This window comes from Delftia sp. ASV31 (assembly GCF_016428765.1).
Classification (GTDB): Bacteria; Pseudomonadota; Gammaproteobacteria; order Burkholderiales; family Burkholderiaceae_C; genus Comamonas; species Comamonas acidovorans.
Map to the genome: position 1 here is coordinate 17,566 of NZ_JAELTK010000076.1, position 13,454 is coordinate 31,019.

Genomic DNA, 13,454 nt, shown 5'->3' on the forward strand with positions numbered 1-13,454 from the left:
TCTTTCTGGAATCAGGAGTCGGCGGGCGTGGACTGCTGTGCCTTGAGGGCGAACTCGGCGCGCAGCTGGCGCAGCTTCTCGCGCGGGTCCTCGCGCGAGGTGGCGGCGTCCAGGCCCATTTCCTTGATGAAGCGGCTGGGCAGGGTGGAGACCATCTCGCGCCCCTTCTTGCGGCGCTTGGTCCAGCTCACGGCCAGCGAGCGCCGGGCGCGCGTGATGCCCACGTACATGAGGCGGCGCTCTTCCTGCAGGCGCTGGGCGGTTTCGTCGCTGACCTTCTGCTGGCGGCCGTTGTCGTCGTCGAGCTTGAAGGGCAGCATGCCCTCGGTCACGCCCACCAGCATCACATGCGGCCATTCCAGGCCCTTGGAGGCATGCAGGGTGGACAGGATGACCATGTCCTGCTCCTTCTCGCGCTCGCTGATGGTGGACAGCAGGGCGATGTTGCGCGCCACTTCCAGCAGGCTCTTGACCTCGGTGTGCGTGGTCGTGCCCGCCGCATCCTCGATCTGGCCGCCGGCGCGCTGGGCCATCCAGTCGCAGAACTCCAGCACGTTGCTCCAGCGCGCGGCGGCGACCGATTCGCTGTCCTCGCTGTCGTAGAGGTACTGCTCGTAGCCGATCTCCTTGAGCCAGTCGAGCATGAAGCCGCGCGACTGCTCGGCGCCCAGCGTGTGGCGGGCGCGGTACTCGAGGTCGTTGATGTAGCGGCCGAACTCCAGCAGGCTGTCATGCGCCTTCTTGGGCAGGGCCGCTTCCAGCATGTGCGCGAACAGGGCGCCGAACATGCTGAGCTTGTGCTGCGAGGAAAACTCGCCCAGCTTGCCCAGCGTGGTGTGGCCTATGCCGCGCCTGGGCGTGCCGATGGCGCGCAGGAAGGCGGGGTCGTCGTCGTTGTTGATCCACAGCCGGAACCAGGCGCACAGGTCCTTGATCTCGGCGCGGTCGAAGAAGCTGGTGCCGCCCGAGACCTTGTAGGGAATGCTGGCCTTGCGCAAGGCCTTCTCGAAGGGCTTGGCCTGGTGGTTGGCGCGGTAGAGGATGGCGAAATCCTTCCAGTCCGGCGGCGGGTTGCTGGCCGCGCGCAGGCTCTGGATGCGGGCGACGGCGCGCTCGGCCTCGTGCTCCTCGGTGTCGCAGTCCACGATGCGCACGGGCTCGCCCTCGCCCAGCTCCGAGAACAGCGTCTTCGGATAGAGCTTGGGGTTGGGCTGGATGACGTTGTTGGCCGCGCGCAGGATGGCCGAGGTGGAGCGGTAGTTCTGCTCCAGCTTGATCACCTTGAGCTGCGGGAACTCCACCGGCAGCTTCTTGAGGTTGTCCAGCGTGGCGCCGCGCCAGCCGTAGATGCTCTGGTCGTCGTCGCCCACGGCGGTGAAGTGGGCGCGGCTGCCCACCAGCATCTTGAGCAGCTCGTACTGCGTGGCGTTGGTGTCCTGGTATTCGTCCACCAGCACATGGCCCAGCAGGCGCTGCCATTTCTCGCGCACCTCGATGTGGTTCTTGAGCAGGCGCATGGGCATGCCGATCAGGTCGTCGAAATCCACGCTCTGGTAGGCGGTCAGGCGCTCTTCGTAGCGCTGCATGATCAGCGCCGTGCTGCGCTCGTTGTCGTCCTGGGCCATGGCCAGGGCCTTGCGGCTGTCCCAGCCGGCGTTCTTCCAGTTGCTGATGGTCCACTGCCACTGGCGCGCCGTGGCCAGGTCGGTGGTGCCGCCCGAGCAGTCCTTGAGGATGCCCGTCACGTCGTCGGCATCCAGGATGCTGAACTGGGGCTTGAGGCCCAGCACATGGCCGTCCTCGCGCACCATGCGCACACCCAGGGCGTGGAAGGTGCACACCAGCACGTCCTTGGCCTGGCGGCCGATGAGGCCGGCCGCGCGCTCGCGCATTTCGGCTGCGGCCTTGTTGGTGAAGGTGATGGCCGCGATGCGGCGCGGCGCCATGCCCATCTCGATCAGGCGCCCGATCTTGTGCGTGATCACGCGTGTCTTGCCCGAGCCCGCGCCGGCCAGGACCAGGCAGGGGCCTTCGGTGTAGTGGACGGCCTGGAGCTGGGCCAGATTGAGTCCTGCGGACATGGGTGCGTTGCGCGGGGAAAGGCGTGAAAGTGAGGGAAGCGGGAGCATACCGCTTCGGGGATCGTGGCCATCAGGCCAGGTGTAAGCACCCTTGGAATTCGGCGACAAATCTCGCGGCCACTCTGGTCCGTACTGTGGCGGCGTTGGTCTAAATAGAAAAGTTCACATTAAATCAAGTGAGTAATGTGTAAAAACTATCCAAAATATCAGCCTTCGCCGATGTTCTGTCACGGGCGAATCTGGTTTGTCCATTTCAGTTCCTATCCGGTGAGGTGTCAAAGATGGCTCGCACTACAGACGAGATCGGCCTGGCTGCCGAGCTGTGGTCTCCTCTGCTCAAGCAGCGTTTCGAGGCATTGTTCGCCGTGGCGTCCCGCAAGTCGCTGCGCGGCTGGCGGCAGGTGCCCCTGGTCAGCGCCCAGGTGCTGGTCGTCGATGGCAACATGCCCGCGCCCGAGGCTGCAGGGTGGATGCCCTGCGTGGTCTACGTGGGTGGAGTGCCCCAGGGACAGCACCTGGAGCGCACGCAGCAGCGCCTGGCAACCTATCTGGACATGAATTTCACGCTGTCCGACCTGATCGACATGCTGGACCGGGCGGCCGTCTTCCTCATGGACTGGACGGTGCGCCAGCAGGTGGCGACGTCGCATACGCTGGAGCGGGCGCTGGACGATCTGCAGCAGCAGGGCGTGGACTGCCGCTACCGCTTCCAGCTCAAGGCCTGGGTGGCGCTGCCCGCGCCGTGGAACAACTCCGAATGCCTGCGTGCCCTGGCCATGCTGTGCCGTGGCCCCATGGAGGTGGCCCTGTTGTGCGAGCACAGCGGCATGCAGGCCCGCGCCGTGGCCGAACTGCTGCGCCATCCCCGGCTGCGCAGCCTGCTGGAGTGCAGCCTGCGGCCCGCGCGCGAAGACGATCTCCCGCCGCTGCGCGGCAGCCGCGTACAGGCGCCTGCCGCGGTGGCCGGGCTGCCGCGCCAGTGGGTGCAGAAGCTGGCCGGCTGGATCCGGCGCGGAGGAGTGGCATGAGCCTGTGGATGAACGCGCAGCCTGCTGCCGGGTTGGTACGGGTGAGCCTGGTGGGCCCCATGGGCATAGGCAAGACCACGGCGCTGCGCAGCCTGTGCGGCGCGTTGATGGCGGCGGCGGATGTGCCCAATCTGGACCGGGCCTCCCATTCCAAGGAGTTCACCACGGTGGGTGCCGAGTTCGGCGAGATCGACCTGGGCGGTGGAGAGCGGCTGCAGCTGGTGGGCAGCCCGGGGCAGGAACGCTTCGACTTCGTGCGCCGCTGGGTGCTCAATGCCTCGGTGGGCGTGCTGCTGATGGTGGATGTCGGCGACGCCCGCGCACCGGACTACGCGGCACAGTGCCTGGCCGAGATCGCCTCTCTGGAATCCGAGCCCCTGGTGGTGGTGGTCAGCTGCCGTGATGCCAGCGAGCAACAGCAGGAAGCATTCAGCAGCGCCTTGGCGGACAGAGGTCACGGTATAGTGCCTGTCATCCAGGCGGACCCCCGTGACCGGCAGCAGTTGCTGGATGCGCTGGGGGTGCTCGTTTCCTTGCTTTCCTTGCAAAGTCAGGCATGAAGACACCAACGCTTCCCCGGATTCCTCCCTCTCTGATCGAAGCTGGCAGCGATGTGCTCCGCCGCGTGGTGGCGCCCCTGGAGGGCGTGCACATCGCCTTGCTGTGCACGCCTGACGGCTTCGAGATCACCTCCCTGCGGGTCAGGAGCGAACTGCCGACGGAGCGCCTGTCGGCCATGGCGGGCTCGCTCATGGCCATGGCCAGGGCCGTGGCCACCGAGATAGGCCACAAGTCCTGCCGGCGGCTGACCTTCGAGACCGAGCTGGGCACCGTCCTCTTCCAGGCCGTGTCCGGCAACCAGCCGGCCATCCTGTGCATGGTGGTCGATCAAAGCGCCCTGCTGGGCCGCGCGCTGTGGGCGGCGGGCGAAGTGGCCTCCGAACTGTCCCGTTCCTGATCCGCGGCATCCGCTGCAGAAGTTTGGTTTTCTCCCCCCCGAGGAGCGGGCGCGGTGGTCCATCGCACAGCCTGCCCTTGTTATTTGAAAAGGTGGCATATGGCTTCGATACATGATTCTCTGAACGGCCTGCTGGGCATCGATGGCGCCCTGTGCGCGGCCCTGGTGGACAGCACCAGCGGCATGCTCATGGGCAGCGTGGGCTCCGGCCTCGACATGGAGCTGGCCGCTGCCGGCAACACGGAGGTGGTGCGCGCCAAGCTCAAGACCATGCGCATGCTCAAGCTCGATGACGCCATCGACGACATCCTGATCACCCTGACGCACCAGTACCACATCATCCGGCCCGTGGCCGCCCATGAAGGTGTGTTCTTCTACCTGGTGCTGGACAAGAGCCGCTCCAATCTGGCGCTGGCCCGCCGCAAGGTGCAGGACGTCGAGAAGGACCTGGCGCTGTAAGCGCACGCGCTTGCATTGCGCTCACGCCCGACCTGCCGGATGCGGATTCCGGCAGTTTTTTTTGCCCGGCGTCCGCGCGGTGACACGGGCGCGCGGCAGCGGCACCGGCTTGCTGCCAGAATCGCCGCGTGCTGTCCGTCCTGCTGATCACCTTCCCCTTCTTCGCGCTTGTGGCCTGCGGCTTTGCGGCCACCTGGCGTGGCGTGCTGCCGCAGGCGGCGATACCGGGGCTCAACGCCTTCGTGCTGTATTTCGCGCTGCCCTGCATGCTGTTCCGCTTTGGCGCGCAGACGCCGATTGCCCAGCTGCTGGATGTGGGCGTCTCCGTGGTCTACCTGCTGTGCGCGCTGCTGATGGTGGGCGCCACCGTGGCGCTGACCGTGCGGCGCGTGGGCTGGAACGATGCGGCCTTTGGCGCGCTGGTGGCGGCCTTTCCCAACACCGGCTTCATGGGCGTGCCCATGCTGGTGGCGCTGCTGGGCGAGCGTGCCGCAGGCCCGGTCATCGTCACCATGGCCATCGACATGGTGGTGACCACCTCGCTGTGCATTGCGCTGTCGCGCCTGGGGCTGCCGGGCGGGCATGGCGTGTCCGTGGCGCTGCGCAGGGCGTTTGCCGGCATGGCCGCCAATCCCATGCCCTGGGCCATCGTGCTGGGTGGCGTGGCCTCGGCGGCAGGCTGGACGCTGCCCGGCCCCATCGACCGCACCGTGGCCATGCTGGCAGGCGCGGCCTCGCCCGTGGCGCTGTTCACCATTGGCGCCGTGCTGGCGCGCTCGCAGAGGAACAGCCACGAGCGCGTGGCTGCGCGCGACTACGTGCCCATTGCGCTGGCCAAGCTGCTGGTCCACCCGCTGCTGGTCTGGGCCGTGGCCCGCGCGGCCATGGCGCTGGGCCTGCCGCTCGGTGAAGAGGCCTTTGTGGCGCTGGTGCTGCTGGCCGCGCTGCCCAGCGCCAGCAATGTCTCGCTGCTGACCGAGCGCTTCGGGGCGCACGGCGGGCGCGTGGCCCGCATCATCCTGGTGTCCACGGTGCTGGCCTTCCTGAGCTTCTCGGGCGCCGTGGCGCTGATGACCTGAGTGGGCCCCGGGCACACCTGAGCGGCAGGCCCGGGCCGCATGGGCATGCTGGCGCTCACTACAATCCCGCCCATGTTTTTTCACCACCTCGACGGGATCGCATGAAATCCTCCCCCTCTGCCCCGGCAGGCGTTCCCACGGGCGCGGCCCTGCTCTGGATGGTGACGCTGGCCTGCCTGCTCTGGGCCCTGGTGTCCTGGCTGGCCAATGGCAATCTGGACGGCTACCACGACATGCTGGAGAACTATGCCTGGGCCCAGCCGCTGCAGCTGGGCACGCACAAGCATCCGCCGTTCTTCGCCTGGGTGGTCGGCCTGTGGTTCATGGTGTTCCCGCAGAACGACGGCTTCTATCGCCTGCTGTCCTATGCCAATGTGGGCGTGGGCATCTGGGGCGTCTACGTGCTGGGCAGGCGCCTGGGGCTGGCGCGCCTGGCGCCGCTGGGCGCGGCCCTGTTGCTGTGGTGCTTTCCGTATACGACGCTGGCCGGCAAGTTCAACGCCAACAGCCAGCTGCTGTCCCTGTGGCCCTGGGCGGCGGCCCTGCTGCTGGCCAGCTGGCAGGAAAAGGGGGCGCGCGGCGTGGCCTTCAGCGTGGCGCTGGGCGTGGTCTCGGCCGCCTGCATGCTCAGCAAGTACTACAGCGGCGTGTTCCTGGCCGGTTTCCTGCTGCCCATCTTCCTGGTGCGTGAAGGGCGCCAGTGGCTGCTCACTCCTCGGCCCTACGTGGCGCTGGCAGCCTTTGGCCTGGCGCTGGCGCCGCATGTGGCCTGGATTGCCCACCACCAGTGGGTGACGCTGGGCTATGCCATGGACCAGGGCGGCGGGCAGGTGGTATGGGGCTATGTGCTGCGCTTTGCGCTGGCGCCCATCTTCTACTGGCTGCCGGCCTGGCTGGCCGTGTGCCTGGTGTATGGCTTCATGCAGGCCCGCCAGCAAGGCGGCGGCTGGCTGCGCTGGAGTGCGCGTTTCCTGCGCCGCAGCTGGTGCTGGCAGGGGCGCGGCGACACGCTGTTCTGGCTGGCCCTCATGCCCTGGCTTGCGACGCTGGGCTTTGGCGCCACCGGCGTGGTGGAGCTGTCCACGCCCTGGGCCATTCCCATCGGCTATGCCTTCGTGCTGCTGTGGCTGCGCAACCTGGACGCCGAGGCGCCCGCCGTGACGCAGGCCGCCCTGGCCGCGCTGCGCCGCGCCTGGTGGCCTAGCCTGGCCGTGGTGCTGGTGATTGGCGTGGCCGCGGGTTGGGGCAATGCGCGCAAGAGCAGCTCCGACTACTACCGCCCTGCGGCCGATGCGGCGCAGGCCATCGTGCTGTCCTGGAACCAGCGCCACCCGCAGCAGCCGCTGCAGTGGGTGGGCGGCGACTGGGCGGAAAACGCCATGCTGTCCTTCTATGCCCAGCCGCATCTGCGCACCATTCCCGGCCTGCCCGACAGCGAATATGCGCGCGTGCTGGCGCTGCCGGACTGGCGCCAGCAGCCCGGGCTGCTGCTGTGCCCGCGCGGCCCGGTGGCCAGCGAGCCCGGCCCGACCGCGAAATCGCGCGATTGCGAGCAGCAGGCGCAGGCCTGGCTGGCGAAGCTGGGCCTGCCACAGGAGGCGCGTGTGCTCACGGTGCAACGCTCGGGCTGGCGTTTTCCTCGGCCCAGTCCCTATGCCTATGCGGTTTTTGACGTGTTGCCGCGCGCGGGCAGCCAGCCCGCTGACAATGCTGGTCTATGACCGAATTGCATGCTGACATTGCTCCGGCCGCTCCCAAGGGGATGCTGCCGCGCCCCCCGCTGCGGCTGAGCTGCGTGGTGCCAGCCCACAATGAAGAGGGCAACCTGGAGGCGTTCCTGCGCGCCCTGGACGCGACGGTGCGCACGCTGACGCCCGACTACGAGCTGATCGTCGTCAACGACGGCAGCCGTGACGCCACGCACGAGATCGCGCTGCGCATGGCCCAGGAACTGCCCGTGCGCTACCTGGCGCTGTCGCGCAACTTCGGCAAGGAGGCGGCGCTGTCGGCCGGCATAGACCATGCGCGCGGCAACGCCGTGGTGCTGATCGACGCCGACTTCCAGCATCCGCTGGAGATGCTGCCCCAGATGTGCGAGCTGTGGCAGTCCGGCTATGACATGGTCTATGGCGTGATCGCCGACCGGGGCGCCGAAAGCGGCGCCAAGCGCGTGGGCACCAACCTGTTCTACCGGCTCATGAATGCCGGCAACCTGGTGAAGATCCCGCCCAATGCCGGCGACTTCCGCTGGCTGGACCGCTGCGTGGCCGACGCGCTCAAGGCCCTGCCGGAGAGCCACCGCTTCATGAAGGGCCTGTACGCCTGGGTGGGCTTCAAGGCTGCGGCGCTGCCGTTCGTGCCGGCCGACCGCACGGCCGGGGCGTCCAGCTTCAATTTCCGGCGCCTGGGCTCGCTGGCCCTGCTGGGTCTGACCTCGTTCACCACCTTGCCGCTGCGCGTGTGGAGCGTGGTGGGCGGGATCATCTCGCTGGCGGCCCTGCTCTACGGCCTGTGGATCACCATGGAGACGCTGATCTTCGGCAACCCGCTGGACGGCTGGCCCACGCTGGCGGCCAGCATCATGCTGTTCTCGGGCGTGCAGCTGATGTCCATCGGCATCCTGGGCGAGTACATCGGCCGCATCTACGACGAAGTCAAGCGCCGTCCCACCTACCTGCTGGCGCGCGACGAAGACCGCAGCCCGCTGGCGCCACGGGACTAGCCATGCACGACGTGATCGCACAGCTGCGCCGCCTGCCGCAGGCGCTGCAGTTCGTGCTGGTAGGGGGCTGCGCGGCCGCCACGCACCTGGCCGTGGTCGCCCTGCTGGTGCAACGGGTGGGCATGGCGCCTCTGCATGCCAACGTGCTGGCCTTTCTCGTGGCCTTCGTGGTCAGCTACAACGGCCATGCGCTGTTCACCTTCGTGCAGGCCGGGGCGCAAGGCTGGGCCGTGGCCGGCAAGTACTTCGCCGTGGCCTGTGCCTCCTTCGTGGCCAACGAACTGCTGTACTGGGTGGCCCTGCACTGGCTGCACTGGCACTACTTCTGGAGCCTGGCCCTGGTGCTGGTGCTGGTGGCGGTGGGCACCTTCGTCTTCGCCAAGTTCTGGGCCTTTGCGGCCCCCGGCCGCAAGGAATCCTCATGAACACCGTACCTGCCAGAAACAACGGGGAGAAGGCCTCGGCCAGAACCGTCGTCCTGTGCGCCGACGACTATGCGCTGCACCCCCTGGTCGATGAAGCCGTGGAGCAGCTCACGCTGCAGGGCCGGCTGTCGGCCACCAGCTGCATGACCACCTCGCCGCACTGGAGGCAGGCCGCCAGGCGCCTGCCCGCGCTGCGCCCGCGCCTGTCGCTGGGCCTGCACTTCAACCTGACCGAAGGCCACGGCCTGCAGCCCGCCGCCGGCATCGGTGCCGTGATCGCGCGCGCCTATGCCGGCGCACTCGGCGGCGCCGCCATGCGCGACGCCTGGCGCCGCCAGCTCGACGCCTTCGAGGACGCGCTGGGCATGGCCCCCGACTTCATCGACGGCCACCAGCACGTGCACCAGCTCCCCGGCGTGCGCGCCGCGCTGGTGCAGGAATTGCGCCAGCGCTATGGCGACAACGCCGACGACCTGCCCTGGGTCCGCTCCACCACCCCGGCCGGCCAGCTCTGGCGCGACCCCAAGGCCGCCATCATCGCCTTGCTGGGCGGCTGGACCACCACCCGCCGCCTGCGCCGCCAGGGCGTGCCGCTCAACCACGGCTTCGGCGGCGTCTACGCCTTCGACCAGCCCACGCCCGAAGGCTATGGCCGCCACATGGCTCAATGGCTGGCCCAGCTGCAGCCCGGCAGCCTCATGATGTGCCACCCCGCCACCGCCCCCGTCCAGGGCGACGCCATAGGCGCCCAGCGCGCCGTGGAATACGCCTACCTGCGCTCCGACGCCTTCGCCCAGGCCCTGGAACAAGCGCACTGCCACATCGCCCAAGGCCCCCTCACCCCGCTGTTCACAACGAACTAAGAAGCGGCAATAGAAAAAGCCCGGCCAAAAATGGACCGGGCCATGTGGGCGCAGCGCAAAAAACCGACGAGGCCCAAAGCAAGGGACAGCAAGCAAGGGCCGCCCCGCAGCGAGGCTGTCGTCCCCCTCCCCCGCGAAGCGGGTAGAGAGGGGGAAGGCGCGCAAGCGCCTCAGGGGGTGCCTATCAATACTCCCAGAAGATGCGCTGCAGCTGCTTCGTGTCCTGCGTCTTGGTCAGGGCCACGGCGGCCAGCAGGCGCGCCTTCTGCGGGTTCAGGTCATGGGCGACGACCCAGTCGTACTTGTCATCGGGCTGCTCGGCATTGCGCAGCACGAAGCCGGCCGGCACGCGCGAGCTGCGCACCACGATCACGCCCTTTTGGCGCAGTTCGTTGAGCTTGGGCACGATGCGGTCGGCCACCGAGCCATTGCCCGTGCCTGCATGCACGATGGCCTTGACGCCGGCCTTGCCCAGCGCGTCGATGGCCGTGGCGGGCACGTTGCCGTAGCCATAGACGATGTCCACGGCGGGCAGGTCGGTGATCTGCTCGATGTTGAACTCGCTGCCCCTGGTGTGGCGCTTGACGGGGGCGCGGAACCAGTAGGTCTTGCCCTCGACCACCATGCCCAGCGGGCCCCACTGGCTGGCGAAGGCATTGGTCTTGATGTTGGTGAGCTTGGCGACATCACGCGCGGAGTCGATGTTGTCGTTCATGCTGACCAGCACGCCCTTGCCCGCCGAGTCCTTGGACGCGGCCGTGGCCACGGCGCCCAGCAGGTTCAGCGCGCCGTCGGCCGAGATGGCCGTGCCGGGGCGCATGGAGCCGACCACGACGATGGGCTTGTCGGTAGGCACCACCAGGTTCAGGAAATAGGCGGTTTCCTCCAGCGTGTCCGTGCCGTGGGTGACGACGATGCCGTCCACGCCGGGCTGCTTGGCCAGCTCGTTGACGCGGCGTGCCAGCGTCAGCAGTTCCTTGTTGGTGAAGCTCTCGGAGGCGATCTGGAAGACCTGCTCGCCGGACACGTTGGCGATGTTGCTCAGCTCGGGCAGGCCGGCCAGCAGCTTGTCCACGGGCACCTTGGCGGCCGTGTAGGTGGCGCTGTTGACGGCGCTGGCGCCCGCACCGGCAATGGTGCCGCCTGTGGCCAGGACGACCACGTTGGGCTTGCCGGCCTGTGCGGTGGGAGCGGGTGCAGGGGCGGCGGCCGTGGCGGGCGCAGCGGCTGCGGGGGCCTGGCTGGCGCCGGGCTGGGACGCGCAGCCTGCCAGCGCAAGCGCGACGGCCATCAAGGTCATACGGAAGGGGGTGAACGGCATGTATCGCTCCTGGAAAGGCATTGAATGATCCAGCCTTGTGGGCTGAATGCGGCACGATGCAATAAACATGCCCCGCCTGCATCAGCGCAAATCCCGATGGGAGCCGTGCGGCGAATGCGCTAAAAGCGCTTCCGAAAAAGGAGCGGTGAACGCTTTGCGGGATTGCGCCCAAGGCCTGAAAGGCTTGAGGTTTTCTGGGGCCGTTCCAAAGGCCGTGCCACGCTCAGATGGCCAGCGGGTCCACGTCCACCAGCCAGCGCACCAGGGCGCGGTGCCCGGGCTGTGCCCTGATCCAGTGCAGGTGCGTCTGCCAGGCCCAGAGAAAGCGCAGCAGGGCGGGCCGCTGGGCCGACTCGATCAGCATCTGCGCGCGCTCCACATTGGCCACGCGCTGCACGGACATGGGAATGGGCGGGTAGAGAAAGACATCGTCCACATGGGGCAGGTCGGCCTGGCGGGCGGCCTCGGCCGCAGCGGCCAGGAAGGCCTGGGCGGCTTCCTGGGTGCGCGCATCGGCCCGCACGATGGCCTGGAAGGCGAAGGGGGGCATGCCCGCATCGCGCCGCTCGCGCAACTGGCGCGCGGCGAAGGCCGGGTAGTCGTGCGAGCGCAGCGCGGTGTAGACGGGGTGGGACGGGTCGTGCGTCTGTATCCACATCTCCGGGTGGCTGCCCTGGGCGGCCACGTAGTGCGCGTCGCGCCCTGCGCGGCCGGCGGCCTGCATCAGCAGGCTGAACAGGCGCTCGGGTGCTCGGTAGTCGCTGGAGAAAAGAGCGCTGTCGGGCTGCACGGCCGCCACCAGGGTGATGCGCCGGAAGTCATGGCCCTTGGCCACCATCTGGGTGCCCACCAGCACGTCGATGTCGCCCGCATGCACCTGGGCCAGTTGCTCCTCCAGCGCGCCCTTGGCGCGCGTGGTGTCGGCATCGATGCGCGCCACGCGGGCGGGCTCGCGGTCGGGGCGCTGCACATTGCGCAGCAGGCGGGCCAGTTCTTCCTCCAGCTGCTCCGTGCCCTTGCCCAGCGGCAGGATGTCGGGATTGCCGCAGCCGGGGCAGGCCATGGGCACGCGCTGGGTGTAGCCGCAGTGGTGGCAGCGCAGCGTGCGGTCGGCCTTGTGGAAGACCTGGTGGGCGCTGCAGTGCGGGCAGTCGCTTTTCCAGCCGCAATCGGCGCAGAACAGCACGGGCGCGAAGCCGCGGCGGTTGAGCAGCACCAGGCTTTGCTCGCCGCGCTGCACGCGCTCGGTGATGGCATCGATCAGCGGCGGCGAGAACACGGCCTTGCGCGGCTGCTGGCCCATGTCCACCAGGCGCACGCGCGGCAGGGCGGCCGCGCCGATGCGGCTTGGCATGTGCAGGCGCAGGTAGCGGCCGCCCTGCGGTTCGTCGGCATTGGGCGGGCGGCTGGCGTGCCAGCTCTCCAGCGACGGCGTGGCACTGCCCAGGATGACCTTGGCGCCGGTATCGCGCGCGCGCCAGATGGCCAGGTCGCGCGCCGAGTAGCGTGCGCCTTCCTGCTGCTTGTAGCTGGCGTCGTGCTCCTCGTCCACCACGATGAGCGACAGGCCCGGCAGGCTGGCGAAGACCGACATGCGCGTGCCCAGCACGATGCGCGCCACGCCGGTGTGCGCGGCCAGCCAGCTCTTGAGCCGCTGGGGGTTGGTCATTGCGCTGTGCATGCTGACCACGCAGGCGGCGCCGTACTGCGGCGCGAAGCGCTCCGTGAAGCGCTGCTCCAGCTGGGGCGTGAGGTTGATCTCGGGCACCATCACCAGCACCTGGGCGCCGGGGTCGGCGTCCAGTGCGGCCTGGGTGGCTCTCAGATAGACCTCGGTCTTGCCGCTGCCCGTGCTGCCGAAGAGCAGAAAGGGGCCGGGATGGGCGGCGATCTGCGTGAAGACGTCGGCCTGCTCGGCGCTGAGGACGATGGGGGGAATGTCGGCGGCGGCCGGGGCCTGTGCGAGCGCTGATACAGGCGCTGATGCAGGCGCACTGCCAGGCGCCTGTTGCGCCTGTTCCGCCTTCGCAGCCTTGGCCGCTCTCTTTGCCGCGGCCTTGGTCGGCCTGAGCCGGCGCGCCAGCTGCTCGGCCGTCATCTCGCGCAGTTGCGGGGGCAGGGCCGTCACGGCGATTTCGCCCACGCTGCGCTGGTAGTAGTAGGCGGCGAAGGCCACCAGCCGGCGCCAGGCGGCCGGCAGCGGTGCAATGCCCTGCAGCACGGCGGCGATGGGGCGCAGCTCCACGCCTTCGGGCATGGCGGCGGGGCGGGGCGGGGCATCCCAGACCACGCCCAGCAGGTCCCGGCGACCCAGGGGCACGCGCACCAGGGTGCCCGCCTCCAGGGGCTGGTCGCAGGTGTAGCTCAGCAGCTCGCCCACGGCGCTGTGCGCCGGCGTCTGGACGGCGACATGGACGGTGTGGGCGGGGAGGGACATGCGAATGCGGGGAAAGCGGGGCCTGAAAACGCGGGCGCCGCACGGCAGGGCCTGCGGCAACCAAGCCGCCAAGCATAAGCC

General features: G+C 68.7%; 12 protein-coding genes. 9 read left to right on the forward strand and 3 right to left on the reverse strand.

The features are described from left to right. Positions 1–11 precede the first annotated feature (11 nt). Positions 12–2,081 (reverse strand): ATP-dependent helicase, encoded by a 2,070-nt coding sequence (locus tag JHD82_RS22565; RefSeq protein WP_043780446.1) that lies wholly within the window; start codon positions 2,079–2,081, stop codon positions 12–14. A gap of 281 nt (positions 2,082–2,362) precedes the next feature. Between JHD82_RS22565 and JHD82_RS22570 the strand changes: the two genes are divergently transcribed. The 9 genes from JHD82_RS22570 (at position 2,363) to JHD82_RS22610 (ending at position 9,615) form a co-directional block, all read left to right on the forward strand. Beyond that, entirely contained in the window at positions 2,363–3,109 is a 747-nt protein-coding gene (locus tag JHD82_RS22570) for a hypothetical protein (RefSeq protein WP_199138901.1), read from the forward strand. Further along, positions 3,106–3,669 carry an ATP/GTP-binding protein gene (locus tag JHD82_RS22575; RefSeq protein WP_199138910.1) on the forward strand — a complete coding sequence of 188 codons (564 nt, stop codon included), beginning with the start codon at positions 3,106–3,108 and terminating at the stop codon, positions 3,667–3,669. Before JHD82_RS22570 ends, JHD82_RS22575 begins: the two co-directional genes overlap by 4 nt. Continuing rightward, a complete protein-coding gene (locus tag JHD82_RS22580; protein ID WP_199138912.1) occupies positions 3,666–4,067 on the forward strand; it encodes a roadblock/LC7 domain-containing protein in 402 nt (133 codons plus the stop codon). The genes JHD82_RS22575 and JHD82_RS22580 overlap by 4 nt, the downstream gene beginning before the upstream one ends. A 99-nt stretch (positions 4,068–4,166) precedes the next feature. Next, complete coding sequence (locus JHD82_RS22585; RefSeq protein WP_012202490.1) at positions 4,167–4,526, forward strand: hypothetical protein; 360 nt, start codon at positions 4,167–4,169, stop codon at positions 4,524–4,526. A gap of 128 nt (positions 4,527–4,654) precedes the next feature. Continuing rightward, positions 4,655–5,605: an AEC family transporter gene (locus JHD82_RS22590; RefSeq protein WP_199138913.1), complete on the forward strand. Its 951-nt coding sequence runs from the start codon at positions 4,655–4,657 to the stop codon at positions 5,603–5,605. A gap of 101 nt (positions 5,606–5,706) precedes the next feature. Next, on the forward strand, positions 5,707–7,326 hold the full coding sequence (locus JHD82_RS22595) for a glycosyltransferase family 39 protein (protein ID WP_012202492.1): 1,620 nt from the start codon (positions 5,707–5,709) through the stop codon (positions 7,324–7,326). Continuing rightward, positions 7,323–8,327 carry a glycosyltransferase family 2 protein gene (locus JHD82_RS22600; protein ID WP_012202493.1) on the forward strand — a complete coding sequence of 335 codons (1,005 nt, stop codon included), beginning with the start codon at positions 7,323–7,325 and terminating at the stop codon, positions 8,325–8,327. Before JHD82_RS22595 ends, JHD82_RS22600 begins: the two co-directional genes overlap by 4 nt. A gap of 2 nt (positions 8,328–8,329) precedes the next feature. Further along, positions 8,330–8,752: a GtrA family protein gene (locus tag JHD82_RS22605; protein WP_012202494.1), complete on the forward strand. Its 423-nt coding sequence runs from the start codon at positions 8,330–8,332 to the stop codon at positions 8,750–8,752. Beyond that, entirely contained in the window at positions 8,749–9,615 is an 867-nt protein-coding gene (locus tag JHD82_RS22610) for a ChbG/HpnK family deacetylase (RefSeq protein WP_013800314.1), read from the forward strand. Before JHD82_RS22605 ends, JHD82_RS22610 begins: the two co-directional genes overlap by 4 nt. 184 nt (positions 9,616–9,799) lie before the next feature. Here JHD82_RS22610 and JHD82_RS22615 read toward each other — a convergent pair whose 3' ends face one another. Next, a complete protein-coding gene (locus JHD82_RS22615; protein WP_012202496.1) occupies positions 9,800–10,936 on the reverse strand; it encodes an asparaginase in 1,137 nt (378 codons plus the stop codon). Between the two features lie 223 nt (positions 10,937–11,159). Beyond that, the gene (priA, locus tag JHD82_RS22620; RefSeq protein ID WP_199138914.1) at positions 11,160–13,373 is read right to left on the reverse strand and encodes a primosomal protein N'; all 2,214 of its coding nucleotides are present in this window, start codon (positions 13,371–13,373) and stop codon (positions 11,160–11,162) included. Between the last annotated feature and the right edge of the window lie 81 nt (positions 13,374–13,454).

Coding starts and splice junctions, on each gene's coding strand:
- JHD82_RS22565 (WP_043780446.1), bottom strand. CDS start 2,081: ATGTCCGCAGGACTCAATCTGGCCCAGCTCCAGGCCGTCCACTACACC.
- JHD82_RS22570 (WP_199138901.1), top strand. CDS start 2,363: ATGGCTCGCACTACAGACGAGATCGGCCTGGCTGCCGAGCTGTGGTCT.
- JHD82_RS22575 (WP_199138910.1), top strand. CDS start 3,106: ATGAGCCTGTGGATGAACGCGCAGCCTGCTGCCGGGTTGGTACGGGTG.
- JHD82_RS22580 (WP_199138912.1), top strand. CDS start 3,666: ATGAAGACACCAACGCTTCCCCGGATTCCTCCCTCTCTGATCGAAGCT.
- JHD82_RS22585 (WP_012202490.1), top strand. CDS start 4,167: ATGGCTTCGATACATGATTCTCTGAACGGCCTGCTGGGCATCGATGGC.
- JHD82_RS22595 (WP_012202492.1), top strand. CDS start 5,707: ATGAAATCCTCCCCCTCTGCCCCGGCAGGCGTTCCCACGGGCGCGGCC.
- JHD82_RS22600 (WP_012202493.1), top strand. CDS start 7,323: ATGACCGAATTGCATGCTGACATTGCTCCGGCCGCTCCCAAGGGGATG.
- JHD82_RS22605 (WP_012202494.1), top strand. CDS start 8,330: ATGCACGACGTGATCGCACAGCTGCGCCGCCTGCCGCAGGCGCTGCAG.
- JHD82_RS22610 (WP_013800314.1), top strand. CDS start 8,749: ATGAACACCGTACCTGCCAGAAACAACGGGGAGAAGGCCTCGGCCAGA.
- JHD82_RS22615 (WP_012202496.1), bottom strand. CDS start 10,936: ATGCCGTTCACCCCCTTCCGTATGACCTTGATGGCCGTCGCGCTTGCG.
- priA (WP_199138914.1), bottom strand. CDS start 13,373: ATGTCCCTCCCCGCCCACACCGTCCATGTCGCCGTCCAGACGCCGGCG.